At 72.8% G+C, this 25633-nt stretch carries 21 protein-coding genes; 11 read left to right on the plus strand and 10 right to left on the minus strand.

Annotation, left to right across the window (positions count from 1 at the left end):
• Positions 1 to 112: 112 nt before the first annotated feature.
• On the minus strand, positions 113 to 550 hold the full coding sequence (locus QFZ75_RS17185; protein WP_107015362.1) for a MarR family winged helix-turn-helix transcriptional regulator: 438 nt from the start codon (positions 548 to 550) through the stop codon (positions 113 to 115).
• Positions 551 to 725: 175 nt separating this feature from the next.
• On the opposite strand from QFZ75_RS17185, the gene QFZ75_RS17190 reads away from it, so the two are divergent.
• On the plus strand, positions 726 to 905 hold the full coding sequence (locus QFZ75_RS17190; RefSeq protein WP_307537937.1) for a ribbon-helix-helix protein, CopG family: 180 nt from the start codon (positions 726 to 728) through the stop codon (positions 903 to 905).
• 59 nt (positions 906 to 964) lie between these two features.
• On the opposite strand, the gene QFZ75_RS17195 is transcribed toward QFZ75_RS17190, so the two are convergent.
• Complete coding sequence (locus QFZ75_RS17195) at positions 965 to 2416, minus strand: NCS2 family permease (protein WP_307537939.1); 1452 nt, start codon at positions 2414 to 2416, stop codon at positions 965 to 967.
• A gap of 196 nt (positions 2417 to 2612) precedes the next feature.
• On the opposite strand from QFZ75_RS17195, the gene QFZ75_RS17200 reads away from it, so the two are divergent.
• Positions 2613 to 2867 carry a DUF2530 domain-containing protein gene (locus QFZ75_RS17200; RefSeq protein ID WP_307537940.1) on the plus strand — a complete coding sequence of 85 codons (255 nt, stop codon included), beginning with the start codon at positions 2613 to 2615 and terminating at the stop codon, positions 2865 to 2867.
• 241 nt (positions 2868 to 3108) lie between these two features.
• Positions 3109 to 5523, plus strand: a complete 2415-nt coding sequence (locus QFZ75_RS17205; RefSeq protein ID WP_307537942.1) for an HAD-IC family P-type ATPase — start codon at positions 3109 to 3111, stop codon at positions 5521 to 5523.
• A 119-nt stretch (positions 5524 to 5642) separates the two neighbouring features.
• On the opposite strand, the gene QFZ75_RS17210 is transcribed toward QFZ75_RS17205, so the two are convergent.
• The 3 genes from QFZ75_RS17210 to QFZ75_RS17220 all read right to left on the minus strand — a co-directional run bounded on the left by QFZ75_RS17210 (position 5643) and on the right by QFZ75_RS17220 (position 11145).
• On the minus strand, positions 5643 to 6521 hold the full coding sequence (locus tag QFZ75_RS17210) for a hypothetical protein (protein WP_307537944.1): 879 nt from the start codon (positions 6519 to 6521) through the stop codon (positions 5643 to 5645).
• A gap of 205 nt (positions 6522 to 6726) precedes the next feature.
• On the minus strand, positions 6727 to 9906 hold the full coding sequence (locus QFZ75_RS17215) for a sacsin N-terminal ATP-binding-like domain-containing protein (RefSeq protein ID WP_307537946.1): 3180 nt from the start codon (positions 9904 to 9906) through the stop codon (positions 6727 to 6729).
• A 315-nt stretch (positions 9907 to 10221) separates the two neighbouring features.
• Positions 10222 to 11145, minus strand: a complete 924-nt coding sequence (locus QFZ75_RS17220) for a DUF3027 domain-containing protein (protein WP_307537948.1) — start codon at positions 11143 to 11145, stop codon at positions 10222 to 10224.
• 455 nt (positions 11146 to 11600) lie between these two features.
• On the opposite strand from QFZ75_RS17220, the gene QFZ75_RS17225 reads away from it, so the two are divergent.
• From QFZ75_RS17225 to QFZ75_RS17240, 4 genes are all read left to right on the plus strand, one after another.
• A complete protein-coding gene (locus tag QFZ75_RS17225) occupies positions 11601 to 13022 on the plus strand; it encodes an MFS transporter (RefSeq protein WP_307537949.1) in 1422 nt (473 codons plus the stop codon).
• 71 nt (positions 13023 to 13093) lie between these two features.
• Positions 13094 to 13582 (plus strand): hypothetical protein, encoded by a 489-nt coding sequence (locus QFZ75_RS17230; RefSeq protein ID WP_307537951.1) that lies wholly within the window; start codon positions 13094 to 13096, stop codon positions 13580 to 13582.
• A 14-nt stretch (positions 13583 to 13596) separates the two neighbouring features.
• Positions 13597 to 14403 carry a futalosine hydrolase gene (locus tag QFZ75_RS17235; protein WP_307537953.1) on the plus strand — a complete coding sequence of 269 codons (807 nt, stop codon included), beginning with the start codon at positions 13597 to 13599 and terminating at the stop codon, positions 14401 to 14403.
• Positions 14387 to 15271, plus strand: coding sequence for a 1,4-dihydroxy-6-naphthoate synthase (locus QFZ75_RS17240; protein ID WP_307537954.1), 885 nt, complete (start codon positions 14387 to 14389; stop codon positions 15269 to 15271). The genes QFZ75_RS17235 and QFZ75_RS17240 overlap by 17 nt, the downstream gene beginning before the upstream one ends.
• 125 nt (positions 15272 to 15396) lie before the next feature.
• Here QFZ75_RS17240 and QFZ75_RS17245 read toward each other — a convergent pair whose 3' ends face one another.
• Positions 15397 to 15780 (minus strand): cold-shock protein, encoded by a 384-nt coding sequence (locus QFZ75_RS17245; protein WP_307544561.1) that lies wholly within the window; start codon positions 15778 to 15780, stop codon positions 15397 to 15399.
• A gap of 184 nt (positions 15781 to 15964) precedes the next feature.
• Between QFZ75_RS17245 and QFZ75_RS17250 the strand changes: the two genes are divergently transcribed.
• A complete protein-coding gene (locus QFZ75_RS17250; protein ID WP_307537956.1) occupies positions 15965 to 16213 on the plus strand; it encodes a hypothetical protein in 249 nt (82 codons plus the stop codon).
• Here the strand turns inward: QFZ75_RS17250 and QFZ75_RS17255 are convergent.
• Complete coding sequence (locus tag QFZ75_RS17255; protein WP_307537957.1) at positions 16146 to 16844, minus strand: HAD family hydrolase; 699 nt, start codon at positions 16842 to 16844, stop codon at positions 16146 to 16148. The genes QFZ75_RS17250 and QFZ75_RS17255 overlap by 68 nt on opposite strands.
• A 158-nt stretch (positions 16845 to 17002) precedes the next feature.
• The gene (locus QFZ75_RS17260; RefSeq protein ID WP_307537958.1) at positions 17003 to 18121 is read right to left on the minus strand and encodes a hypothetical protein; all 1119 of its coding nucleotides are present in this window, start codon (positions 18119 to 18121) and stop codon (positions 17003 to 17005) included.
• Positions 18122 to 18264: 143 nt separating this feature from the next.
• On the opposite strand from QFZ75_RS17260, the gene QFZ75_RS17265 reads away from it, so the two are divergent.
• Together QFZ75_RS17265 and QFZ75_RS17270 are read left to right on the plus strand one after the other, a co-directional pair.
• Positions 18265 to 20874: a helicase-associated domain-containing protein gene (locus tag QFZ75_RS17265; protein WP_307537960.1), complete on the plus strand. Its 2610-nt coding sequence runs from the start codon at positions 18265 to 18267 to the stop codon at positions 20872 to 20874.
• Between the two features lie 512 nt (positions 20875 to 21386).
• The gene (locus QFZ75_RS17270; protein ID WP_307537962.1) at positions 21387 to 21668 is read left to right on the plus strand and encodes a hypothetical protein; all 282 of its coding nucleotides are present in this window, start codon (positions 21387 to 21389) and stop codon (positions 21666 to 21668) included.
• Here the strand turns inward: QFZ75_RS17270 and istB are convergent.
• Positions 21646 to 22896 (minus strand): IS21-like element helper ATPase IstB, encoded by a 1251-nt coding sequence (istB, locus tag QFZ75_RS17275; protein ID WP_307544563.1) that lies wholly within the window; start codon positions 22894 to 22896, stop codon positions 21646 to 21648. The two genes, QFZ75_RS17270 and istB, sit on opposite strands and share 23 nt — an antisense overlap.
• Before the next feature lie 268 nt (positions 22897 to 23164).
• Here istB and QFZ75_RS17280 point away from each other — a divergent pair, with 268 nt between their 5' ends.
• Positions 23165 to 24808, plus strand: coding sequence for a DNA repair helicase XPB (locus QFZ75_RS17280; protein ID WP_307537964.1), 1644 nt, complete (start codon positions 23165 to 23167; stop codon positions 24806 to 24808).
• Between the two features lie 93 nt (positions 24809 to 24901).
• On the opposite strand, the gene QFZ75_RS17285 is transcribed toward QFZ75_RS17280, so the two are convergent.
• Positions 24902 to 25558 (minus strand): NAD(P)H-binding protein, encoded by a 657-nt coding sequence (locus tag QFZ75_RS17285; RefSeq protein ID WP_307537966.1) that lies wholly within the window; start codon positions 25556 to 25558, stop codon positions 24902 to 24904.
• Between the last annotated feature and the right edge of the window lie 75 nt (positions 25559 to 25633).

Here is a 25633-nt window from a genome sequence, read left to right on the forward strand (position 1 = left end):
CGCCTCCTTGCGTGGTGCGGTGGTAGCGTGCCGAGCGGTGGTGCGTGCGGTACGTGTGGGGTTGGCGTGTGTCTGTTACAAGTACCCCGATCGCGCGGGGACCTACAGGTGCCTACAGGTGCGCGAGCTTCTCCAGGACGGGGGCGGCTTCGCGCAGCTTCGCCCACTCGTCCTCGTCGAGGCCGTCCACGAGGGAGGCCAGCCAGGCATTCCGCTTCGTGCGGCTCTCGGCGAGCATGGCTTCGGCGCGCTCGGTCTGCGTGACGACCTTCTGGCGGCGGTCGTCGGGGTGCGCTTCCAGCCGGACCAGGCCCTTGGCCTCCAGCAGCGCCACGATGCGGGTCATCGAGGGCGGCTGTACGTGCTCCTTGCGGGCGAGCTCGCCCGGCGTGGCCGTACCGCAGCGGGCGAGGGTGCCCAGGACCGACATCTCGGTCGGGCTCAGCGACTCGTCGACCCGCTGGTGCTTGAGTCGGCGCGACAGACGCATCACGGCGGAACGCAGGGAGTTCACGGCGGCTACGTCGTCGCCATGGGTGAGGTCAGGCATGTTCTTTAGAATAACTCATTACTCTAGCTAAAGAACACCGCGACGCCGCACGAACAGCCGTGACTCCGGCCACTTGGGGCACACCGCGGTTCGCGTCAACCCCGGCGTCACCCGTACGAGTGAGACAAATGCGGAAAGTGACACAGGACACTCCTGGGCCGCGACCCTCGTACCCATGGGGACCAGTGTGCTCAGCCTGCGCATAGACGGGGAGCTGCTAGACCGGCTCCGGCACCACGCGGCGAAAAGGGGAATGAGCGTCCAGGACTACGTCGTCCGGACGCTCATGCGCGATGACTTCGACGAACGCTTCCGGTCCGCGGTGGAGGAGACGGAAAGGTTCTACGGGGTCTGACCCGCCGGGACGGTCAGGTCGGCCCCAGCGCCGGCATCAGGTCAGACCCAGAGCCGACATCAGGTCAGACCCAGCGCCGGCATCAGGTAGTAGAAGGCGAAGACCGCCGAGACCACGTACATCGCGACCGGTACGTCCCGGCCGCGCCCGGCCGCCAGCCGCAGCACGACGAACGTGATGAAGCCCATGCCGATGCCGTTCGTGATCGAGTACGTGAACGGCATCATCATCATCGTCACGAACGCGGGGATCGCGATGGTGTGGTCGGCCCAGTCGATCTGCCGGATCGAGCCGGACAGGATCAGGAAGCCGACCGCGAGCAGCGCCGGGGTGGCGGCCTGCGACGGGACCATCGTGGCGACCGGGGTCAGGAAGAGCGCGACGGCGAAGAGCGCTCCGGTGACCACGTTCGCGAAGCCGGTGCGCGCGCCCTCGCCGACGCCCGCCGTGGACTCCACGAAACAGGTGGTCGCGGACGAGGAGGTCGCGCCGCCCGCGGCGACCGCGATGCCGTCGACGAAGAGCACCTTGCTGATGCCCGGCATGTTGCCGTCCTTGTCGGTCAGCTTCGCCTCGTCGCCGATGCCCATGATCGTGCCCATCGCGTCGAAGAAGCACGACAGCAGGACCGTGAAGACGAACAGCACGCCGGTCAGTACACCGACCTTGCCGAAACCGCCGAACAGGCTGACCTCGCCGACGAGCCCGAAGTCGGGGTTCGCGACCGGATTGCCGGGCCACTTCGGGGTGGTCAGGCCCCAGGAGGGCACCTTCGCGACCGCGTTGATCACCACGGCGACGACCGTCATCACGACGATCGAGATGAGGATGGCGCCCGGCACCTTGCGCACGATGAGCGCGAGCGTGAGGAGCGTGCCGAGGACGAAGACGAGGACGGGCCAGCCGTTCAGGTGCCCGGTGCCGCCGAGCTGCAGCGGCACGGTCGTCCGGGCGACGTCCGGGATGCGCGAGACGAAGCCCGCGTCGACCAGGCCGATCAGCATGATGAACAGGCCGATGCCGATCGCGATGCCCTTGCGCAGGCCCAGCGGCACGGCGTTCATGACGCGCTCGCGCAGTCCCGTCGCGACCAGCAGCATGACCACGAGCCCGGCCAGCACGACCATGCCCATCGCGTCCGGCCAGGACATCCGGGGCGCCAGCTGGAGCGCGACGACCGTGTTCACGCCGAGGCCGGCCGCGAGCGCGATCGGCACGTTGCCGATGACGCCCATCAGGAGCGTGGTGAAGGCGGCCGTCAGCGCGGTCGCGGTGACCAGCTGGCCGTTGTCGAGCTGGTGCCCGTACATGTCCTTCGCGCTGCCCAGGATGATCGGGTTCAGCACGATGATGTAGGCCATCGCGAAGAAGGTGGCGAAGCCGCCGCGGATCTCGCGCGGCAGGGTGCTGCCGCGCTCGGAGATCCTGAAGTAGCGGTCGAGGGCGCCGTGGGCGGACGCGGGGTCCGGCTCCTTGGGCGCGGGAGCCTTGGCGGGGGCCGAGGTGGGCATGTGGGGGACCTTTTGGAGTTTCGTACGAGCGAAAATGGCCATAGTCAGGAAGTTTCAGTATGAACATATGAGGGCGATGGCGCTATCTCCGCGCGTAGACCGCTGGAGTGGCTGGGGCATGGGCGGGGCGCGGGTGTGGCGCGGGTGGGGCGCGGGTGGGGCGCGGACCGGGTGGGTGGCCTCGTAAGCTGTGTCCATGGCGAAGTGGACACCGACACACGAGGCACCGGAACCGCTGGAGGGGCCCGTGACCGCCACCGTCACGGGCGGCACGATCCTGTGGTTCGTCCTCTTCCTGGTCCAGCTCCCGTTCTACGGCCGTCTCGACGACGACGGCCACCTGTGGTGGCTGTGGACGTGCCTGGCGGGCACCGGCCTGGGACTGATCGGCATCTGGTACGTGCGGGGGCGGGACGCGGCCATCGAGCGGGCCGGGGCGGCCCGCTCGTAGGCCCCGGCCCCGGGTACGGCCCGGCCCGGTACGGCCCGGTACGACCAGGGCTTCGGCTGCGGCCCGGTGGGGGCCGGTCGCGCAGTTCCCCGCGCCCCTGAAAAGCAGGGGCGCGGGTCCGGGGGAACCCTCATGCGGAGCGGGGCCGGCTACGACCACGGCACCATCCCCCTCCTCCCCAGGTCGGATCTTTGCCGCGCTCATCGGGTGCGGTCGCACCTCCCCCCGTACCGTCGAAGACATGACGCACATCGACGCGGGCGCCGAACTCGATCCCGTGCACCCCGTCCCGCTCCCCGCCAGTGCGGCGCTGACGAGGGGCCTCACCGCCGACGAGGTCGCGGAACGGGTCGCCCGCGGCGAGGTCAACGACGTCCCCGTACGCAACAGCCGCTCCGTCGCCGACATCGTCAGGGCGAACATCTTCACCCGCTTCAACGCGATCATCGGGGTGCTCTGGCTGGTCATGCTGTTCGTCGCCCCGTTCCAGGACAGCCTGTTCGGGTACGTGATCCTCGCGAACACCGGCATCGGCATCGTCCAGGAACTGCGCGCGAAGAAGACCCTCGACTCCCTCGCGGTGATCGGCGAGGCGAGGCCCACCGTCCGCAGGGACGGGACCGCCACCGCCGTCGGCACCTCCGAGATCGTGCTCGGCGACCTCATCGAGATCGGCCCCGGCGACAAGATCGTCGTGGACGGCGAGTGCGCCGAGGCCGACGGACTGGAGATCGACGAGTCGCTGCTCACCGGCGAGGCGGACCCGGTCGTCAAGCGGCCGGGTGACCAGGTCATGTCGGGCAGCTTCGTGGTGGCGGGCGGCGGCGCGTTCACCGCGACGAAGGTGGGCCGCGAGGCGTACGCGGCCCAGCTGGCCGAGGAGGCGAGCCGTTTCACCCTCGTCCACTCCGAACTGCGCTCCGGCATCTCCACGATCCTCAAGTACGTGACGTGGATGCTGGTCCCGGCCGCCGTGGGCCTGGCCGTCACACAACTCGTCAGCAAGGACGACGACTTCAAGGACTCCGTCGCCCGGGCCGTCGGCGGCATCGTGCCCATGGTCCCGGAGGGCCTGGTCCTGCTCACCTCCGTCGCCTTCGCGATCGGCGTCGTCCGGCTCGGCCGCAAACAGTGCCTCGTCCAGGAACTCCCGGCCATCGAGGGCCTCGCCCGCGTCGACACGGTCTGCCTCGACAAGACGGGCACGCTCACCGAGGGCGGCATGGACGTCACCGAGCTGCGTCCGCTGGGCGACGCCGACGAGTCGTACGTACGGCAGGTGCTGGGCGCCCTCGGTGCGTCCGACCCCCGGCCGAACGCCTCCCTCCAGGCCGTCATCGACGCCTACCCGGACCGCGGGGAGTGGCGGTGCGAGGCCACGCTGCCCTTTTCCTCCGCGCGCAAGTACAGCGGGGCGTCCTTCCGCGAGGACACGGCCGACGCCGGGTCGTGTACGTGGCTGCTGGGCGCCCCGGACGTGCTGCTGCCCGACGAGGACCCCGCGCTCGCGCAGACGGAACAGCTCAACGAGCGGGGGCTACGGGTCCTGCTGCTCGCCCGGGCCGTCAGGGGGCTCGACGACCCCCGGGTGCGGGAGGACGCGCGGCCGGTCGCGCTCGTCGTCCTGGAGCAGCGGCTGCGGCCCGACGCGGCGAAGACCCTGCGGTACTTCGACGAGCAGGGCGTACGGGCCAAGGTGGTCTCCGGCGACAACGCCGTCTCGGTCGGCGCGGTCGCCGCCAAGCTCGGTCTGCCCGGCGCCTCCGCCACGGTCGACGCGCGCCGGCTGCCCACCGAGCGGGCGGAGATGGCCAGGGCGCTGGACGAGGGCTCGGTGTTCGGGCGCGTCACCCCGCAGCAGAAGCGCGACATGGTGGGCGCGCTCCAGTCGAACGGCCACACCGTGGCGATGACCGGCGACGGGGTGAACGACGTGCTCGCCCTGAAGGACGCCGACATCGGTGTGGCGATGGGGTCGGGGTCGGAGGCCGCCAAGGCGGTCGCCCAGATCGTGCTGCTGAACAACAGCTTCGCGACGCTGCCCTCGGTGGTCGCGGAGGGGCGCCGGGTCATCGGGAACATCACGCGGGTGGCGACCCTGTTCCTGGTCAAGACGGTGTACTCGGTGCTGCTCGCGGTGCTGGTGGTGTGCTGCCAGGTGGAGTACCCGTTCCTGCCGCGGCATCTGACACTGCTGTCGACGCTGACGATCGGGGTACCGGCGTTCTTCCTGGCGCTGGCGCCCAACACGGAACGGGCGAGGCCGCACTTCGTCCGCCGGGTGATGCGGTACTCGATTCCCGGCGGGGTGGTGGCGGGGCTGGCCACGTTCACGACGTACCTGCTCGCCCGGCACCACTACACCGGGGAGGGGGCGCTGGACGCGGAGACGAGCGCGGCGACGCTGACGCTGTTCCTGGTGTCGATGTGGGTCCTGGCGATCGTGGCCCGGCCGTACACGTGGTGGCGTGTCGGCCTGGTGGCCGCGATGGGTCTGGGCTTCCTGCTGGTGCTGGCGGTGCCGTGGCTCCAGGAGTTCTTCGCGCTGAAGCTGGTGGGCACGACGATGCCGTGGACCGCCGTCGGCATCGCGGCGGCCGCGGCGCTGCTCCTGGAACTCACCTGGCGGTGGGTGGGCCGGAGGTTCCCCGTGTAGGGGGACGGCCACCGCGCGAACGGCCACGACGTGCCCGCACACGGCACTCAGCCGTCGGCCCCCGGGCACAGAACCGGCCCCCCGCCCGGCAGGGCGGAGGGCCGGTTCCGGCGGAGTGGTTACTGCACGTCGATGGCGTCGCCCGCGGAGTTGACGGCCGGAGTCGTCGAGGTGCCCGCGAAGGCGTAGCGGTAGGTACCGTCGACCGAGGCCGTGACGGTGGTCTTCAGCTTGCCCGCGGAGCTGCCGGTGCCCGACTTCACGGTCTTGACGTCCGTGTAGGTGGACGTGCCCTTCTTCTTGAACTGCAGCTTCACCGACTGCGCGGTGTAGCCGGCGTACTTGTTCGTCTCCCAGTTGGCGCGCGTCAGGGATCCGGTGACCGTGATGGTCTTGTTCTTCTTCACGGGCTCGGGGGAGGCGTTGACGGTGAGCCGGGAGTTGCGCAGGACCTTGGTGGTGGCGAGGTCGCCCTGGTCGGCGTAGGAGCCGGTGACGTAGTCGAGCAGCAGCGCGCCGCCCTTCCAGCTGCCGGCGTCGCTGTTGAGCAGCTCGCCCTCGCCCGGGAGGATGTCGACGTAGCCGGTGCAGTTGGCGACGGTCGCCGAGGCTTCGGTGCAGGTCGCCGCCTCGAAGCCGAAGATGACGTTGTCCGGGGTCGCGAACGAGCCCTTGTAGATGTACGGGCCGGTGGCGATGTCCAGGGAGCCGAGGTCCACGTCGGCGCCGTGGGTCAGCTTGTAGGTCACCTTGGTGGAGACCTGGTTGGTGCTGCCGACCTTGAGCACCGAGGCGATCTTGAAGTTGGAGAAGGAAGCGTCCAGGTCGCCGTCGACGGCCGCGCTGCGCTGCGACTTGGCCGCGCCGCTGTGGGCGGCCTCGAAGGCTGCGGCGGCGGTTTCGCGGTACGAGGGGTCGTCGGCCTGCGCGGCCGGGACGGCGAACGCGGAAAGGGCCAGGGCGCCGGTGACGGCAGCCACGGTGGCACGTATGCGCATGTGTTTCCCCTGGTGGAGAAAGGGGCCCGACGGTCGTCTTCACGTGGGCCCGAGTGATCTTGGAGCCTGTTGACTCGCATGATCAGATGCGCGGCGCGGGCCGATGGTTGTACGGCAGGTGAAGTTTTTGTGATCATGTGACGCAGATCACTTCCATGACCCGCCGGGGCGCACCGCGTGCGGCCGTGCCCCGGCGGGCGGGGGCTCAGTCGAACCAGCGGTCCCGGGCCAGTTCCCCGGTCCTGGAGGGGTCCTCCAGGAGGGCCGCGACCTCGAAGCGGCGCGGCCACTGGCCGGCCGCCCACGCGAGCCCGGCGGCCACGCCCTCCAGCGTGGCGGCGTGCACCACACCGTCGCGGGTGCGGCGCCAGTCGAGTTCGGTGCCGTCGACGACCAGTTCCTCGTGCTCGACGTAGGTCGCGGGGGTCGAGGGCCCCAGCAGCACCCGTACCGGCTCCGGCACGTCGTGTTCGGCGCCCTCGCTGGTCACCTCGCCCGTGACGGACTCGCTCAGCCGCCGGACCTGGAACAGTTCGGCGAGGTCGGCGGCGCGCGCGGGCCGTACCGGGAGCAGGGGCGTGCCGGCGGTGAAGGGCAGCAGGTCGGGCGAGTCGACGACCACGGCGTCGGCCGCGTCCACGACCCGCACCTGCCCGTCCACCACGGCCCGCACCTCGTCCGGCAGGGTGACCTGGTCGGGATCGAGGTCCGCCAGCGCGCCGTACAGGGCGTGCAGCTGGGAGGGCGACACCTCGCGGTCGGGGTCGGCAAGGCGGTCCAACAGCTCGGCGCCGCCGCCCGGTTCGGCGAGCAGCGCGGCCACGGAAGTACGGACGCCGAGCGCCCGCAGCACCTGCTCGTCGTCGAAACCGGCCGCGTCGGCGGCGTCGTACAGGCCGTGCAGGAGCGGGTCGCCGCCCTCGGCGCGCAGGCCGGCCGGGCGGCGGCCGTCGAGGACCGGGTGCCCGCGCAGCCACCAGGCGGTGTAGGACCGGACGATCTCGTGCGTGCCGTCCGGCAGCAGGACGCGGACCGGCTGGGTGAGGGCGTCCCGCAGCGGCGGGCGGGAGAGCAGGGCGAGGGCCTCGGGCCAGCGGTCGTCGTCGACGAGGTCGAGGTCGCGCACGGCGACGATCTCCGTGGCGACGGGCGGCACCGGTGACTGCGGCAGCCCGTCCAGGGCGTCCTCGCACCACACGTCCACGGCGTCGAGCAGTCCCGCGTCGTCGGGCTCGGCGAAGTCGCCGTCGCGCGGCTCCAGTTCGTCGGGGTCGAGGACGACGTCCGTGGCGCGTACGAGCTGGAAGTCCGCCAGTACGCCGCAGGCGGCGAGGGGCTGTTCGCCCCAGCGTGCGGCCAGTTCGGCGTCGACGGAGGCGAGTTCGTCCTCCCTCATCACCTGGGCGAAGGGGCTGCCGGGCAGGACGAGTTCGCCGGCCGGGACGAGTTCGCCCTCGTCGTCGGGGAGGGCGAGGGCGCCGAGCCAGGGTTCGTCGCCGGGTTCGAGGCCGGCGTCCCGGACGAGGGCGAGGACGGTGTCGGCCAGTTCCTCGGCGTCCGGGGCCGTGTCGTCGTCCCAGGCGCCGCGGTCGTCGTCGAGGGAACCGGCGACGGCGGCCCGGACCTGCGGGGTGGTCAGGACGGCCCGCGCGGTGGCGGGCAGCGCGCCCAGCTTCTCCAGGAGCGGATGGGCGGCGTCCGGATGGGCCACCTTGAGGCCGAGCCGGGCGAGGACGTCCGGGGCGGCCTTCGCACCGTCGGCGGTGGGCAGCAGGACCTGCCGGGGCCCGATCGTCGTACGCCCGTCGGCCAGCGGCACGGGCAGCCCGGAGAGCCGGTCCGGGTCGACCCCGGCGAGGCTGTCGTACAGGCGGCGCCACCACTCGGGGTCCTTCTCCAGGCCCGCGAGCCGGTCGACCGCCTCGGCCAGCGGCACCCGCGCGACCCCCAGGGTGCGCAGCTCCGCGCGCCGCTCCAGTCCGGCGGGCAGCAGGCTGGGGAACACCTCCGCGAGGACCCGTACGGTGTCGGCGCCCGCGCCCTCCACCACCTCGGCGTCGCGGGGGCGCAGGGCCTCGGGCAGACCGGAGCCGGTGTCGGCGGCGTCGAGGCCGGTCGCGTCGAGGCCGGCGCCGCCGACGCCGTCGCCCGGCTCGACCGCGGGCGGCAGGAACGCGGTGCGCGGCAGCCGTTCGAGGATCGCCCGGCGCAGGGCCCCGTCCAGTTCGCCCTGGCCGAGCGGGCCCGGCACCAGGCCGATGATCCCGCTGGTCACGGGCCGCCAGGCGGCGAGCAGCGCGGTGTACGCGTCCGCCGCGCGCTGCACCAGGAAGTCGGTCAGCGGGCCGGGGGTGGCGTGCCGGCGGGCGGTGTCGAGCGGCAGGGAGGCGATGAGCAGCGCGGGCACGCCGAGGGGTTCGTCGCTGGGGGTGGGCGCGTGCACGACGGGCCCGGTGCGGGGGCGGCCCGGGGTGCCGTCGGCGTCGACCGGGACGGCCCAGGTCACCGACCAGTGGGGGCGCAGCCGCTCCTCGACGGGCCGGTCGGCGAGCAGCGCGGGCTCCAGGGGCCCGTGCGCGGAGACGGTGCGCCAGCGGGTCGTGCCGTCGCGGGAGTCCTCGACGACCACGTCACCGTCGTCGCTCCGCCGCCGGACGGTCCGTACGCCGCCGTCGCCGTCCCCGGTCTCCACCACGACCTCCTCCAGCCCGGGGAGGGCGAGGAGCAGGGCGTCGTCGACCCCGTCGAGCAGCCGTTCCGCGAGGGCCTCGGCGGCGGGGTCCCGCAGCGGCAGGATCACGACGCTGTCGTACGTGTCCGGGGCGGTGCCCTCGGCCGGGAACGGCAGCCGGAGCAGGGGCACGTGTCCGTCGCGGCGGCGCAGTTCGTCACCGAGGCCGGGGCTGTGGCGGGCGATGTCGGTGGCGAGGTCGCGGGCCTCGGCGAGGGACCAGCGGACACCGCCGTGCCGGCCCAGCAGGGCGGGTTCGTCGGTGACGGCGAGGACGGCCGCGAAGCCGACGCCGAAGCGGCCGACCGCGCTGTCGTGGTCGTCCCGCTTGGCGGAGGCGCGCAGGGTGGAGAGGGACTCGACGCCGGTGGCGTCCAGGGGGGCGCCGGTGTTGGCGGCGACGAGGACGCCGTCACGGAGGGTGAGCCTGAGCCGTCCCGGGACGCCGGCGCGGGAGGCGGCGTCGGCGGCGTTCTGGGCGAGTTCGACGACCAGGCGGTCGCGGTAGCCGCCGAGGACGAGGTCCTCCTCGGAGTTGGCGTCCTCGCGGAACCGCGCCGGGCTCGTCGCCCACGCGTCCAGCACCCCGCGCCGCAGCCGTGCCGTCCCGAACGGATCCGCGCCCTCGGCAGCCGGCCGCACGAAGTTGCTCACGCTTGACACTCCCTCTCGTCGTACGCCCGCGCGCATCGGCCGGCCGCCGCAAGAAGGTACCGCGGGTCCCTGGGCAGGGGTGCCAGGGCGGCTGGGCGTGTGCGGCCCGGCGGGGCTTGGTCGCGCAGTTTCCCGCGCCCCTGGAAAGCGGACGCCGGGTGCCGGCACGTCGTGGTCGCCCGCGCGGTCGCCCGCGCCCCTGAGAAGCACCGGAGCTGCGGCAGCCGTCCTTCAGGGGCGCGGGGAACCGCGCGACCAGCCACACACGACCCGCACGTCACAACCGGGGCAGGCCGTGCCGGTGGAGCCGGCGGCCTAGCTGTGGCCGAGTTCCTCGGCGGAGCCGTCCGGGCCCACCGGAACCGAGCCCGAGTCCGGCGAAGGCCGGAGCGGGAACGGATCGACCCGCGTCTCGTCGATCACCGGCGGCGCGGGACGGGCGGGCGCGGGCATGACCGCCGCCTCCGAATGTCCACCACATCCGTACGAGAGGGACACGACCCGTCCGTCCGCGGGCGAGAACTCGTTGGCGCACACCCCGAACGCCTGCCCGAGCGACCCGCCCACGGGATTCAGGAACCCGCAGCTGACACACGTGGCGGGCGCGGCCTGCGCCATCGCCGTCTTCGCCCCGTACGACTCCTCCCACCGGTCGGCCGCGACATGCAGCCCGTACCGCGAGAGCACCCGGGCCCGCCGCATCCCCAGCTCCTCGGCCACCGACGCGATCGACCCGCGGGAGGGCACGAACGGCAGCGCGGCCGGCGCCTGCGGCGTGATCTCGGCATCCTCCGCCTCGGCCAGCTCGGCCATCTCCTCGGAGATCGCCGCGTTCGGGGCGGGCTCGTCCTCCCCGGAGTAGCCGGGCTCCAGACGCAGGTCCTCCGCGTCCGTGGGCAGCAGGTCCCCGGGACCCATGTCCCCGGGCCGCAGCCGCTCGCTCCACGGCATCCAGTCGGGTGCCAGCAGGGCGTCGGAGCCCGGCAGCAGCACGGTCTCGTTGAGGGTGACGACCTTCGCGCGCGACGCCCGGGCCACGGTCACGGCCCAGCGCCACCCGCGGTAGCCCATCTCCTTGCACTCGAAGAAGTGCGTGACGACACGGTCCCCTTCGCTGACCATGCCCGCGTGCTCGCCGACGACGCCGGGAGCGGCGGCCTCCTCGGCGGCTGCCCGGGCGAGGTCCACGGCCTCGGCACACAGACGGTCGGGGGTTCGGCTTCGCGTTGTCGCGCTCACAGGTATCGCTTCTCTCCTACGCCGTCTCACGAGTGCGCCATCCCTCGACGGGGGTGCGGACGGAGCGGACCGGAGGGCCGCGTCGACGTCCGCGCCCGATCGCACTCGGGCGCACCTACGTCATCCATTCTGCGGGATGACCGAGAGGCGCGCGGCCGAGAACAACTGCCGCGGGCGCGTTACGCACGCTACCGCCTCGTCGGCGCTGGGCCTACACCGGCGTTGCCGTTAGCCCCGCGCGCGTTTCGCCGACCGGCCGCGGAAGGGCTTCCGCCGGCCGCGGAATCGGGCCCCGCCGGATACGGACGGGGCGCCCGTGAACACGGCAGGCACCGGCTCCAGGGCCCACTCCGCCCCCTTCACAGAGCACGCCCCGCCGCATCCGCAGAGTCCACTCCGCCGCTATACGGGCGGCGGGCGCACTACATCCGCCGTTTCCGGGGCACTATTGCGGAGTGGCAGCCGCGAGGTCACCCCAAGGAGCCACCGAGATCGGTGACTCCGGGGCAGGAAGCAAGAGCGGAGCGGGCCCGGTGCGCGGGGCCGTCCGCTCCGTCGGCCATGCCCTGCACCTGCCGTTCACCGGCGCCGCGCGAGGCATCAGAAAGGTGACGCACGCGCACGGCGCGGGCGAGTCGGGCCTCGGCAAGCTGATCGAACTGCACGGGGTGAACGGCGCCGGCGACATGATGATCACCGTGGCGCTCGCCTCCACGGTGTTCTTCTCGGTCCCGACGGACGAGGCCCGCGGCCGGGTGGCGCTCTACCTGGCGATCACCATGGCCCCCTTCACCCTCCTCGCCCCGGTCATCGGCCCCCTCCTGGACCGGCTCCCGCACGGCCGGCGCGCCGCGATGGCGAGCGCGTTCATGGCACGCGCCTTCATGGCCCTGCTGCTGTCGGGCGCGGTCGTCACGGGCGGCATCGAGCTGTATCCGGCCGCCCTCGGCGTCCTGGTGGCGTCGAAGGCGTACGGCGTGGTCAGAAGCGCCGTGGTGCCCCGGCTGCTGCCACCCGCGTTCTCCCTGGTGAAGGCGAACTCCCGGGTCACCCTCGGCGGCCTGCTGGCCACGGGCGTGGCGGCCCCGGTCGGGGCGGGCCTGCAGGCCCTCGGCCCCCGCTACCCGCTCTACGGCGCCTTCCTGCTCTTCGTGGCCGGTACGTTCCTGTCGTTCTCGCTGCCCCACAAGGTCGACTCCGCGAAGGGCGAGGACAGGGCCCTGCTCGCCGCGGACGAGCAGCACCTGCACCGGCCGCGCCTGAAGCAGGGCAAGCGCCCGGGCCTGCGTACCGTCGGTACGGGGGTGACGCACGCGCTCGCCGCGAACGCCGCGCTGCGCGGCCTGTCCGGGTTCCTGATCTTCTTCCTGGCGTTCCTGCTGCGCGAGCATCCGCTCGCGGGCGCGAGCGCGGCGGTCTCGCTGACCGTCGTGGGCGTGTCGGCCGGCGTGGGCAACGCGCTGGGCACGACGGTCGGCGCGGCCCTGAGATCCCGGGCGCCGGAGCTGATCATCGTCACGGTGGTCGCGGTGGTGCTGGGCGTGGCGGTCACGGCGGCGGTGTTCTTCGGAGTGATCCTGGTGGCGGTGCTCGCCGCGTTCGCCGGGTTCGCCCAGGCACTGTCCAAGCTGTCCCTGGACGCGCTGATCCAGCGGGACGTGCCGGAACTGGTGCGCACGTCGGCGTTCGCCCGCTCGGAGACCCTGCTGCAGATGTCCTGGGTGGTCGGCGGGGCGATCGGCATCGCGCTGCCGCTCAACGGCACGCTCGGGATGGCGGTGGCCTCCACGATCATCGCCGTGGGTTGGCTCACCACGGCCCACGGCCTGCTGAGCGCGGCCCGCCGCGGCGGCCGCCAGCACGCCCGCGTGGCCTGAACGGCCGTGCGGCACGCCGGGTAGGCCACCCGCATGGCCGGGCCGCGGGGCCCGCCCGATAGCCTTCGGGCATGAGCTCCCAGCGTCCCCTTGCGCGCCGTCGCCGCGCCGTCGCCGCCGCAGGCGCCGTTTCCGCCGGACTTCTCGTCCTGTCCGCCTGTGACAAGCCGACGCCGATGGCCACCGTCACGGTCGGCAAGGACTCGGTCAGTGCCGAGGCCGAGTGCTACGAGGACGGCAAGAACATCGGCAAGGAGGCGGCGGCCAAGTGCGCCCGCGAGAAGTCCTCCGACACGATCGACGTCCCGCAGGGTGAGACCCTGCGGATCGGTGTCGACCCGGAGATCGCCGACGAGGGCTGGTCCCTGTGGCTCAACGGAGAGCAGGTCACCGACCCGTTCAAGAAGACGTACTACGCCTTCGAGGGCGTCGACCTCTTCACCGCGCAGCAGGGCCAGGAAGCCCCGAAGACGATCAACATCAGCGTCGTCCAGCAGAACAAGGCCGGCACGGAGATCTTCGGCGTCTGGAACTTCAAGCTCGAGAACGCGGACGCCTGAGCCGTGTGCTCCGTATGCGTGTCCTCGTAGTCACCGCGGTCCCGGCCGAACGGGACGCGGTGGCCGCGGCGTTCACGGCCGCGGCCTTCACGGCGGCGGAGCACACGATTCCGGGAGCGGTCCTGCACAGGCTGACGGCGCTCCCGGCGGACCGCCCGCCGGCCCCCGGCCCCGGTCCCGACCGCGGCACGCCGGTCCGCCGGCCGCTCGGCCTCGACCTCCTCGCCGGCGGCGTGGGCCCGGCGGCCGCCGCCGCGTCGACCGCCACCGCGCTCACCGCCGCCACGCTCACCGCGGCCGGATCGGCCGGTGCCCCGTACGACGTCGTCGTCTGCGCCGGCATCGGCGGCGGGTTCACGCCCGACGCACCCCTCGGAACGCTCGTCCTGGCCGACGGGATCATCGTCGCGGACCTCGGCGCCGAGACCCCCGAAGGCTTCGCCCCGGTCACCGAGCTGGGCTTCGGGACCGTCACGCACCGGCCGCCGGAATCACTCGTACGGGAGATCGCGGCCGTCACCGGCGCACGCACCGGGACCGTCCTGACCGTCAGCACCGTGACCGGCACCGCCGGGCGCGCCGCGGAGCTGCGCCGGCGCCACCCCCGGGCGCTCGCCGAGGCCATGGAGGGGTTCGGGGTCGCGGAGGCCGCCGCCGCGCACGGGGTGCCCGTCCTGGAGATCCGTGCCGTGTCGAACCCCGTGGGCCCGCGGGACCGCGCCGCGTGGCGGATCGGCGACGCGCTGGCGGCGCTCACCGGCGCGTTCGGGAAGCTCGCGCCCGTACTGGAGAGTTGGAACCCACATGACCGCATCCGCTGAACCCTCGAAGACCGCACCCCGGAAGGCCGCGCCCCTGAGGACCGCGTACTCCCCCTGCCCGAACGACACCTTCGTCTTCGACGCCTGGGCGCACGGCCGCGTCCCCGGAGCGCCCGAGCTGGACGTGACCTTCGCGGACATCGACATCACCAACGGCATGGCCGAGCGCGGTGAGTTCGACGTCCTGAAGGTGTCGTACGCCGTCCTGCCGTACGTCCTGGACGAGTGGGCCCTGCTGCCCTGCGGGGGCGCGCTCGGACGGGGCTGCGGGCCACTGGTCCTCACCCGGGAGCCGGGCGTGGACCTCACCGGCCGCACGGTCGCCGTGCCGAGCGAGAGGTCGACCGCGTACCTGCTGTTCCGCCTCTGGGCCGCGGACACGCTCGCGGGCGGGGTCGGCGAGATCGTGGTGATGCCGTTCCACGAGATCATGCCCGCCGTACGGGACGGGAAGGTGGACGCCGGACTCGTCATCCACGAGGCCCGTTTCACGTACCGGAACTACGGCCTGCACAAGCTGGCGGACATGGGCGAGCACTGGGAGCTGACGACGGGGCTGCCGATCCCGCTGGGCGCGATCATCGCCCGCCGTTCGCTGGGCGAGGCCACGCTGCGGCTGCTCGCCGAGTCCGCGCGGGCGTCCGTGCGGGCGGCCTGGGACGACCCCGAGGCCTCGCGGCCCTACGTGCTGGAGCACGCGCAGGAGATGGACGCGTCGGTGGCCGACCAGCACATCGGGCTGTACGTGAACGAGTTCACGGCCGACCTCGGGGAGGACGGGTACGCGGCGATCCGCGGCCTCCTCACACGGGCGGCGGCCGAGGGACTCGTACCGGCTCTCGCACCGGAGGCGCTCGCGTTTCCCTGACGGGCCCCTGGCCGGAATTCACGGGACGGTTCGGCCTGTTTCCGGGTGCGGCCGGGTGAGGACCGGTCGCGCAGTTCCCCGCGCCCCCGGAGGGCCACGCCCTCAGGGACGCGGGGAGCGTCCGGCTAGACGTCCAACTGGTCCGCCACCGCGCGCAGAAGACCGGCGATCTTCTTTCCGGAGGCCTTCTCGGGATAGCGGCCCCGCTCGAGCATCGGCGTGATGTTTTCGAGGAGGGTCGTCAAATCCTGAACGATGGACGCCAGTTCGTCCGGCTTGCGGCGCTGGGCGGCCGCGACGGAGGGGGTGGGGTCCAGGATCGTCACCGAAAGCGCCTGGTCACCGCGCTGCCCGGCGACCACGCCGAACTCCACGCGCTGCCCCGGCTTGAGCACGTCTACTCCGGCGGGCAGGACCGAGGAATGGACGAAGACGTCACCGCCGTCGTCGCGGGAGAGAAAGCCGAAGCCCTTCTCGCTGTTGAACCATTTGACTTTGCCGGTTGGCACGTCGCCCTCGTCCTCGTACTCGTCGGAAACTGCATCGGAAACTGCGCTGGAAATTGCTCGGTAAACAGGTCCGTACAGCACTGCAGCGGGTCGTCGGACCCGCCGGTACCAAGGCTAGTGGTCCGGCGGCTGCTGACAAGACGTCGCCGGATTGTTCCCCCGCGCAGGGAACTACCCTGGTCGGGTGCGTGACAAAACCCAACCGAATTCCGCCGCGGCCGGAGACGGACTGATCCGTGCCGGTGCCATCGTGTTCTTCGTCGGAGCGGTGGCCACCTTGGTCACTGTGGCCCCGCTGCTCCTCGACACGACGCCCTTCCCTCCGTACATGTTCGGCCTGAGCATGCTGATGGGCGTCGGATTCCTCATCGCGGGGGCGGGGGTGTTCCAGTCGATCGCCCAGGGCCGCCGGCGGGCGCGCGAGGGGTCGTGACCTCGCCCTGAAGGCGTGCTCCCCGGTGGGTGACCAGCCAGTCCGGGAACTCCAGCAGGTCCTTGAGCACCACGTCGGCGCCGGCCGCGCGCAGCTCCTCCTCGTCGCACGGGCCGGTGGCCACGGCGACGGACAGCGCTCCCGCCGTGCGCGCGCCGCGTACGTCGCCGGTGTGGTCGCCGACGTAGACGCCCGCGTCGTACTCGCGCAGGGCCTGCGCCTTGCCCTCGGCCCACAGGCCGCCTATGACGGCGTCGGCGTCGATGCCGAGATGGCTGAGATGCAGCTTGGCGTTCGGCTCGTACTTGGCGGTGACGACGACGGCCCGGCCCCCGGCCGCCCGCACCGCCGCGATGGCCTCACGGGCGCCGGCCATCGCGGGCGTCGCGGTGATGGCGTGGGTGGGGTACATCGCCCGGTACACGTCCGCGACGGTCTCGACCTGCTCGGCCGGGAACCAGTTCACCAACTCGTCGGCCAGCGGCGGTCCGAGCCGGGTGACGGCCAGGTCGGCGTCGATGAAGACCCCGGTCCGCTCCGAGAGCGCCTGGTAGCAGGCGCGGATCCCGGGCCGGGAATCGATGAGGGTCATGTCGAGGTCGAAGCCGACGGTCAAGGAGGGAGAGCTCATATCCCCCATTGTGACCACCCCCACCGGGGACGCCCCCAGAAGGGGCGCTCCCGAAGGGGCGCTTCCGAAGGGGCGCGGGGAACGGCGCAATCCTTCAGGGGCGCGGGGAACGGCGCGACCGGCCCCCACACACCCCCACGCGCACGCGTACCCGCACCTCACCCCCGCCGCTGCGACCGCCACACCAAGAACACCGCGGACGCCACGGCCGCTCCCCGCAGCACGACCGGCCAGGTCTCGGCGACGGCGTCCCCCATCGCCTTCTCGGCGATCGGCTCCCCCCACCGCCCCTCCGTACGCCCCCAGAGCCACACCACACCGGCCGAGGCGACCAGGCCGGGCACGAAGAAGACGGCCCACTTCGACTCGTTGGGGCTGAGGCGCCGCGAGAGGTAGGCGATCAGCCAGCCGAGGCCCAGCATGACGAGGTTGCCGATGAAGGCGCCCGCCACGAGCAGCGCCGCGGCGAACAGCAGCAGGGGGTTGGCCCACCGTCCCCCGAAGCCCCGCAGCCGGGGCACGAAACGCCGGCGACGCCCGCCCGCCTCGACGGGCGGCACGGCCGGTTCCGCGACCGCGGCGACCGCCGCGACCGGCTTGCCCTCGGCCTCGGCGGCCCCACCGACCTTGCCGTCCTTGCCGACCTTGCCGTCCTTGCCGTCCTTGCGGTCCGCGTCGGGGCCGTCCTCCCCCGGCGGTGGCTCGAAGAGCTCCGGGATCTCCACGCCCCCGGTGAACCCCGGCACGCTGTCCATGGCACCGAACGGCCCGCTCTCCACCCGCCACCAGTCGGGCTGCACCCCGGAGCCGAGCTCCTCCGTGCTCGCGAGGTGCGGCGGCGTGGGCGCGGCGTCGGCCTTCCCGGCGGTCTCCGGCTCCGCGGGACGCTGCCGGGGCACCATGCGACGCATCCGCCCGGACCGCTCCCCGGACTCCTTGGACCCCCTGGACCCTTCAGAGCCCTTGGACCCCTTCTTCCGCTGCACGGGAAAGGCGGCCCGCGTGGACGCCGTCTCCTGCGCACCCCCGGTATCGGTGCCGGTATCGGTGCCGGTGCCGGCGGCAGTGACCACCGACTCGGGCGTACCGATGCGGTCGAGGATGCGGCGGACGGCGGCCGGGCTGTCGAAGGCCGCTCCGGCCCGCCGCCGGTCGATCTCGCCCCGCAGCTCCGACACGAGCCGCATACGCGTCCCGGACGGCAGCTGTCTCTGCTGGGCCAGGTCGCCCACCCGGCTCAGATAGTCGAACACGAGCTGGTCGCTCTCGATCCCCACGAAGTCCCCTCCGGGGCTCCCGCGTTGCAATTCCCCGCGCGGACGACGGTACCGCGCCCGCAGCCGGTGCCGGGCCCCGGCACGGCACCGGCGCGGGTCCCGGCGGGGGTCCTGGCAGGGGCCCACCCGCTACCGTGGATCGGATGAGCGTCCAGGAGCAGTCATCAGGGGAGCCCGCCGGGGCTTTTGACCGGGCCCCCGCCGAGGGGCCCGCCACCGCCGCGGCACACCCTCGTTCGCTCGCGGAGGACCTGCGGGCCCGCGACGACGACTCCCTGTCCGCGCTGCTGCGGGCCCGCCCCGACCTCATCACCCCCGTACCGACGGACCTCACGCAGCTGGCCGCCCGGGCCGGTACCCGTGCCTCCGTGATCCGCGCCCTGGAGCGCCTGGACCGCTTCACGCTCCAGACGGCGGAGGCGCTGGCCGTGGCCCCGGACCCGGCCCCGTACGGCACGCTCCTGCACCTGCTGGCGGGCGACGCGGGCGACCCCGTGGTCACCGAGGTGCTCCCGCACGCGGTGGCCACCCTGCGCGAACAGGCGCTGGTGTGGGGCCCGGACGACCGGCTCCGCCTGGTGCGCACGGCCCGTGAACTGCTCACGCCCTCGCCGCAGCACCCGTCCCCGACGGGGCTCGGTCCGACGGTCGCGGAGGCCACGGCGGGCATGTCGCCGGGCCGGATCCAGGAACTGCTCACGGCGGCCGGACTGCCCACGACCCACGACGCGGTGTCCGCGGTGGAGTCGCTCACGGGCCTCTTCGACGACCGCGCCCGGATGTCCGCCCTGCTCGACACGGCCCCGCCGGAGTCCCTGGAGGTCCTCTCACGGCTGGTCTGGGGGCCGCCCTACGGCCAGGTGACCGCCGAGCCGGCGGCCCGGCTGCGCTGGCTCCTGGACCGCGGACTGCTCCTGCCCACGGCGCCCGGCACGGTCGTACTCCCCCGGGAGGTCGCCCTCCACCTGCGCGCGGGGCGCGCGCACCGGCGGACGGAACCGCTGCCTCCGCCGGTCGAGCCCGGCGCCGTGCACCGTCCGCAGGTGGTGGACGCCACGGCGGCCGGCCAGGCGTACACCGCGCTCGCCACCGTCGAGGAGCTGCTGAAGGACTGGGACGAGGGCGGTCCGGCCGTGCTGCGCGCCGGCGGCCTGAGCGTACGGGACCTGAAGCGCACGGCCGTGGCCCTGGACGTACCGGAGCCGGTCGCCGCCTTCTGGATCGAACTCGCCTACGCGGCGGGCCTGCTGGCCTCGGACGGCGAGGCCGACGAGCGGTACGCGGTGACGCCCGCCCACGACGAGTGGCTGGACCTCCCGGCGGCCGAGCGCTGGACCCGGCTGGCCACGGCGTGGCTGTCGGCGACCCGCACGGCGGGCGTGATCGGCGGCCGGGACGCCAAGGACCGCACCCTGTCGGCGCTGGGCCCCGGGCTGGACCGCTCGGCCGCCCCGGAGGTCCGGCACCGGGTCCTGACGCTCCTCGCCGCGCTGCCCGAGGGCGGCACCGCGTCCCCCGACGCCCTCGTCGAACGCCTCCACTGGGAACGCGCCCTGCGCGGCGCGGCGTCCTCGGACGACCTGCGGGCCCGCCTCGCCCGGTGGACGCTCACCGAGGCCGAGTCGCTGGGCGTCACCGGCCGGGGCGCGCTGTCCGCGCACGGGCGCGCGCTCCTGGGCGCGGCGGCGCCGCCCGCGCCCGCCCCGGAGCCCGCCACCGGTCCCGGCGACAAGCTCCCCGTCCACCACCGGCACCACCACCTCCCGGCGCCCCCGCCCGAGCCCCGCTCCCCCGCCGAACTGGCCGCCGCGGCGGCCCGGGCGGGCAGGCTCCTCGCCCCGCTGCTCCCGGAACCCCTGGACCACGTCCTCCTCCAGGCGGACCTGACGGCGGTGGCCCCCGGCCCGCTGGAGCGGCCCCTCGCCGACGTGCTGAACGTGCTCGCGGACGTGGAGTCGAAGGGCGGGGCGACGGTGTACCGCTTCACGCCGGGCTCGGTCCGCCGGGCCCTGGACGCGGGCCGCTCGGCCTCCGACCTGCAGGCGTTCCTCGCCGCCCACTCCCGTACGCCGGTGCCGCAGCCGCTCGCCTACCTGATCGACGACGTGGCCCGCCGGCACGGCCACCTGCGGATCGGCGCGGCCTCGGCGTACGTGCGCTGCGACGACGACGCGCTGCTGAACGAGATCGTCGCCGACAAGCGGTCGCAGGGGCTGCGGCTGCGCCGGCTCGCACCGACGGTCCTGGCCGCCCAGGCCGATCCGGCCACGCTCCTCGAAGGCCTGCGGGCCATGGGTTTCGCACCGGCCGCCGAGTCCGCCGAGGGCGACGTGCTGATCACCCGCGCGCACGCCCGCCGCACGCCGCCGCGCAGGGCGCCCGAGCCGGTCCCCGACGGCCCCCCGGTCCCCGACGCGACCCTGCTGAGCGCCGCGATCCGGGCCGTCCGCGCGGGCGACCTCGCCTCCACGACACCGCGCAAGCCGTCCGCCGCCGCCCCCGGACCGGACGGCGGCCTCCCCCGCACCACGGCCGCCGAGACGCTGGCCACCATGCAGGCCGCCGTCCTGACCGGCAGCACCCTCTTGATCGGTTACGTCAACGCGGAGGGCTCCGCCAGCCAGCGCGTGATCGCCCCCGTCCGGGTCGAGGGCGGGTTCGTCACGGCGTACGACCACACCGCGGACGAGGTCCGTACCTACCCCCTGCACCGGGTGACGGGCGTGGCGGAACTGGCGGACGAGCAGGCCTGAGTCCGCCCGCCGACGGGGTCCGGCCGCCCGTTCGGGCTTTCCGGTCACTCGTTCGGGTGTACGCGGCGGTTCATGCGCGCCACGCGGGAGCTTCCCACCCATGAGGGACCTTGCGAGGTCTCCGGCATCACCGTGCGCGTCGCCGGGCAGCCACCGGGAGCACCGATCACGCAGCGTCGCGAGCAGTGACACTGCGCCACAGAGAGGAAATCCCATGCGTACTGCCCGTCGTGTCGCCACCGTCCTGATCGGCACCGCCGCACTGCTCGGGGCACTCGCGTCCCAGGCCGCGGCGATCGGCATCGATCTCGGCGGGGGCCTGACGCTCTGACTCGCCCCCGTACGTCCCGCGGGCCGGACCGGGCGCACCCCGGGTCCGGTCCGGCCCCGGACCGGACCCGGCCCCCGTCCGGGTCCCAGCCCTGGTCCCACAGCTCTCGAAAGGTCCCGAAGTCTCCATGGGTTCCGTGAGTCCGCCGAGTCCGTTGAGTCCGCCGAGTCCCGTCCGGCCCTTGCACACCGCCATCACCCTCGCCATCACCATCGCCCTCGCGGTCGCGGCCGTCGTCTCGGCGGCGCTCATCGGCATACTCGCCCCCCGGGCCGTCGCAGCCCAGGCCGTCGCAGCTCAGGCCGGGCAGGCCCCCCAGGCCCCCCAGGCCCTCCGGTCCGTGCGGGGCGCCCTGCCGCTGCCGCTGCCGCTGCCGGTGGCCGGCGTCGAGCCGATCGTGAGCGAGGGGGTGACGATCGAGGGGCCGTTGATCAACAACGTCACTCTGCCCATGCTGAGGTAGTCCGGCGCAGGCGGTAGCTGTCGCCTTCGAGGCGGACGATCTCCGCGTGGTGGGCGAGCCGGTCGACCGTCGCGGGGGCGGCGGCGCCGAAGACCTCGTCCCAGCGGCCGAGGGGGCGGTCGGTGGTCGCGATCAGGGAGGCCCGCTCGTAGCGGTGCGCGACCAGCTGGAAGAAGAGCTGGGCGGTGTCCGGGTCGAAGGGGGTGTAGCCGATCTCGTCGATGATCAGGAGGGGATGGGCGTCGAGGGCGGCCAGTTCGTCGGCGAGGCGGCCGGCCGCGCGGGCCTCGGTGAGCCGCGCGGCCCACTGCGCCGCGGTCGCGAACAGCACCTGGTGCCCCGCCTGGCAGGCCCGCACGCCGAGGCCGACGGCGAGGTGCGTCTTGCCGGTGCCGGGCGGCCCGACGAAGACGACGTTGCGCCTGGCGGCGACGAAGTCCAGCTTCCCGAGCCGGGCCACGGCCTCCCGGTCGAAGAGTCGGGGGTGCTCCTCGTCGAACTCCTCCAGCAGCTTCCTGGCGGGGAACCGGGCGTCACGGATCCGGGCCTCGGCACCGGCCTCGTACGGGGAGGAGGTCGCCTGAACCGGAATCGGGACCGACCGGGACTGGGGCTGGTGCTGGAGCTGCGGCTGCGGCTGCGGTGGGGAGAACTCGGTCGGGACGGTCGACGCGGAGGGCTCCGCCACGGCCCTGTGCGAGCGATCCCCCTGCGCCGCCATCGGCCCCGACATGTACGCCAGGATCGCCGCCGAGGCGATGAACGCCATGTGGATCACCGTCCCCCACAGCAGCGAGTGGTGCGAGGTGTGGTGCACGTCGACGAACATCTGGAGGAGATGCACGGACGAGATGCCCACGATGGCCGTGGCGAGCTTGACCTTCAGCACGTTGGAGTTGACGTGCGAGAGCCACTCCGGCTGGTCCCGGTGGCCCTGCAGACCGATGCGCGAGACGAACGTCTCGTAGCCGCCGACGATCACCATGATCAGCAGGTTGGCGATCATGACGACGTCGACCAGTTTGAGCACCGCGAGCATCACGTACGTCTCGTTCGCCTGCCCGGTCACGCACCGGAGGATTAAATTCCACAACTCGTAGAAGAACTTGTAGACGTACACGCCCTGCGCGGCCACCAGGCCGAAGTACAGCGGGGCCTGGAGCCAGCGGGTGGCGAAGAGCGCGTATCCGAGCGTCGTGGTCGGCTGTGAGGCGGCGGGCGGCGGCACGGCGGACGGCGGGGCATGGCGGTGACCGGACAACGGTGGACTCTCCCTGGGCGACGACCGGGGCAGTGACCTGCGGGGTCGCCATTCTTCGGGGCCGCGGCCACAATCCTGAATTCACACCACTCATTGGGATGAATAGACATTCAGTAGGACAGACCTTCGGGGGGCGCGGACCGTTCACGACATCACACGCCGGCGATCAGGCACACTGGACGTTTGGCCGTGCACGCCGTACGGCTGTCACGGCTGTGCAGAAGGGGACGCGCGCGTGAATGGTCCACTCATCGTCCAGTCCGACAAAACCCTGCTCCTGGAGGTCGACCACGAGCTGGCCGACGAGTGCCGCCGGGTCATCGCGCCCTTCGCGGAGCTGGAGCGCGCGCCCGAGCACATCCACACCTACCGGGTGACCCCGCTCGGACTCTGGAACGCGCGCGCGGCGGGACACGACGCCGAGCAGGTCGTGGACGCGCTCGTGCAGTACAGCCGCTACCCGGTGCCGCACGCGCTGCTGGTCGACATCGCGGAGACGATGGGCCGCTACGGCCGGCTGACGCTGAGCAAGCACCCGGCCCACGGACTCGTCCTGACCACCACCGACCGGCCCGTGCTGGAGGAGATCCTGCGCTCGAAGCGGATCACCCCGCTCGTGGGCAACCGGCTCGACGCGGACACCGTGGCCGTGCACCCCTCCGAGCGCGGCCAGATCAAGCAGACGCTGCTGAAGCTGGGCTGGCCGGCCGAGGACCTCGCCGGGTACGTGGACGGGGAGGCGCACCCCATCGGGCTCGCCGAGGAGGGCTGGTCCCTGCGGCCGTACCAGAAGCAGGCCGTGGAGAACTTCTGGCACGGCGGGTCCGGTGTGGTCGTGCTCCCCTGCGGCGCCGGCAAGACGCTGGTCGGGGCGGGGGCCATGGCGGAGGCGAAGGCCACCACCCTCATCCTCGTCACGAACACCGTCTCGGCCCGGCAGTGGAAGCACGAGCTGGTCAAGCGCACGAGTCTGACCGAGGAGGAGATCGGCGAGTACAGCGGTACGCGCAAGGAGATCCGGCCGGTCACCATCGCGACGTACCAGGTGCTGACGACCCGGCGGAAGGGCGTCTACCCGCACCTGGAGCTGTTCGACTCCCGCGACTGGGGGCTGATCATCTACGACGAGGTGCACCTGCTGCCCGCGCCGGTCTTCAAGTTCACCGCCGACCTCCAGGCGCGCCGCCGCCTCGGGCTGACGGCCACGCTGGTGCGCGAGGACGGCCGCGAGTCGGACGTGTTCTCGCTCATCGGGCCGAAGCGGTTCGACGCGCCCTGGAAGGAGATCGAGGCGCAGGGGTACATCGCGCCGGCCGACTGCGTCGAGGTCCGGGTGAACCTCACGGACTCCGAGCGGCTCGCGTACGCGACCGCCGAGGCGGAGGAGAAGTACCGGTTCTGCGCGACGACGGCGACGAAACGCAAGGTCACGGAGGCGCTGGTCCGCCGGTTCGCGGGGATGCAGACGCTCGTCATCGGCCAGTACATCGACCAGCTCGACGAACTGGGCGAGCACCTGGACGCGCCGGTCATCAAGGGCGAGACGTCGAACGCGCAGCGGGAGAAGCTCTTCGAGGCGTTCCGGCAGGGGGAGATCAATGTCCTGGTGGTCTCCAAGGTCGCGAACTTCTCCATCGACCTGCCGGAGGCGACGGTCGCCATCCAGGTGTCGGGCACCTTCGGCTCCCGCCAGGAGGAGGCCCAGCGTCTCGGCCGGGTGCTGCGCCCGAAGGCGGACGGCCACCAGGCCCACTTCTACTCGGTCGTGGCGCGCGACACCATCGACCAGGACTTCGCGGCGCACCGCCAGCGGTTCCTGGCCGAGCAGGGCTACGCGTACCGAATCGTGGACGCGGACGAGCTGCTGGCCGACAGCTAGGACGTTTCGTCCGGCTCGTGCGGCCGTGCGAGCCGGACGAGCCGGTTCCGTCACGGCCCCTCGGACGTCCGGGACATCGCCGCGGTACGGATCTCAGCGGGTGCGTACGTTTGCGTGCACCGCGTCCGGGATCGGGGTGTCGCCGGCGGTCAGTTCGAGGATCTGCCGGGTGATTCCGGGCTCGTGGAGGAGTTCCGCGAGGGTCAGGGCCACGTCCGCCCGGGGAATCTCTCCGTGTGTCTCGGCGGGGCCGAGCGCCACGGTCCCCTGCCCAGGGGCGTTCAGGAGGGCGGCCGGACGCAGGATGACCCAGTCGAGTCCGCTTCTGCTGAGCGCGATGTCGGCAGACTTCTTCACGGCGATGTAGTGGTCGAAGCCCTGCCCGAGGTTGCGCTCGCGCCAGGCCTCGGGGAACACCGAGACCAGGGCGAAGCGGGTGACACCGGCGAGACGTGCGGCCTCGATCGCCTTCACGACTCCGTCGCCGTCGATGGCGGTGGTGGCCTCCTTGCCGGCACCGCCGGCTCCTGCGGTGAACACGAGGGCGTCCGCGGGACCGATCAGTTCCGCGAGTTCGTCCGCAGCAATGCTCGTGAGGTCTCCGGACTTCCCGTCGACGCCGATCTCCGCGAGAGCCTGTCGCTGCTCCGCCGTGCGGACGAGCCCGCTGACGTCGTCGCCCCGTTCGATCAGCTCGCGTGCCAGGAGGGACCCGACCCCGCCGGTGATCCCGATGATGAACGTGTTCATGTCCTGCTCCTTCTTGTCGATCCTGTCGATCTTGTCGATCTTTGATGGGACTGGTTGCGTCGAGCGGAAGCGATC

It is taken from the genome of Streptomyces sp. V3I8 (assembly GCF_030817535.1).
GTDB lineage: Bacteria > Actinomycetota > Actinomycetes > Streptomycetales > Streptomycetaceae > Streptomyces.

Excerpts from the sequence above, each read along its gene's own strand:
- QFZ75_RS17210 (WP_307537944.1), bottom strand. The coding sequence starts at position 6,521 with ATGCGCATACGTGCCACCGTGGCTGCCGTCACCGGCGCCCTGGCCCTT.
- QFZ75_RS17230 (WP_307537951.1), top strand. The coding sequence starts at position 13,094 with ATGAGCTCCCAGCGTCCCCTTGCGCGCCGTCGCCGCGCCGTCGCCGCC.
- QFZ75_RS17185 (WP_107015362.1), bottom strand. The coding sequence starts at position 550 with ATGCCTGACCTCACCCATGGCGACGACGTAGCCGCCGTGAACTCCCTG.
- QFZ75_RS17195 (WP_307537939.1), bottom strand. The coding sequence starts at position 2,416 with ATGCCCACCTCGGCCCCCGCCAAGGCTCCCGCGCCCAAGGAGCCGGAC.
- QFZ75_RS17200 (WP_307537940.1), top strand. The coding sequence starts at position 2,613 with ATGGCGAAGTGGACACCGACACACGAGGCACCGGAACCGCTGGAGGGG.
- QFZ75_RS17240 (WP_307537954.1), top strand. The coding sequence starts at position 14,387 with ATGACCGCATCCGCTGAACCCTCGAAGACCGCACCCCGGAAGGCCGCG.
- QFZ75_RS17205 (WP_307537942.1), top strand. The coding sequence starts at position 3,109 with ATGACGCACATCGACGCGGGCGCCGAACTCGATCCCGTGCACCCCGTC.
- QFZ75_RS17265 (WP_307537960.1), top strand. The coding sequence starts at position 18,265 with ATGAGCGTCCAGGAGCAGTCATCAGGGGAGCCCGCCGGGGCTTTTGAC.
- QFZ75_RS17285 (WP_307537966.1), bottom strand. The coding sequence starts at position 25,558 with ATGAACACGTTCATCATCGGGATCACCGGCGGGGTCGGGTCCCTCCTG.
- QFZ75_RS17255 (WP_307537957.1), bottom strand. The coding sequence starts at position 16,844 with ATGAGCTCTCCCTCCTTGACCGTCGGCTTCGACCTCGACATGACCCTC.
- QFZ75_RS17235 (WP_307537953.1), top strand. The coding sequence starts at position 13,597 with ATGCGTGTCCTCGTAGTCACCGCGGTCCCGGCCGAACGGGACGCGGTG.
- QFZ75_RS17190 (WP_307537937.1), top strand. The coding sequence starts at position 726 with ATGGGGACCAGTGTGCTCAGCCTGCGCATAGACGGGGAGCTGCTAGAC.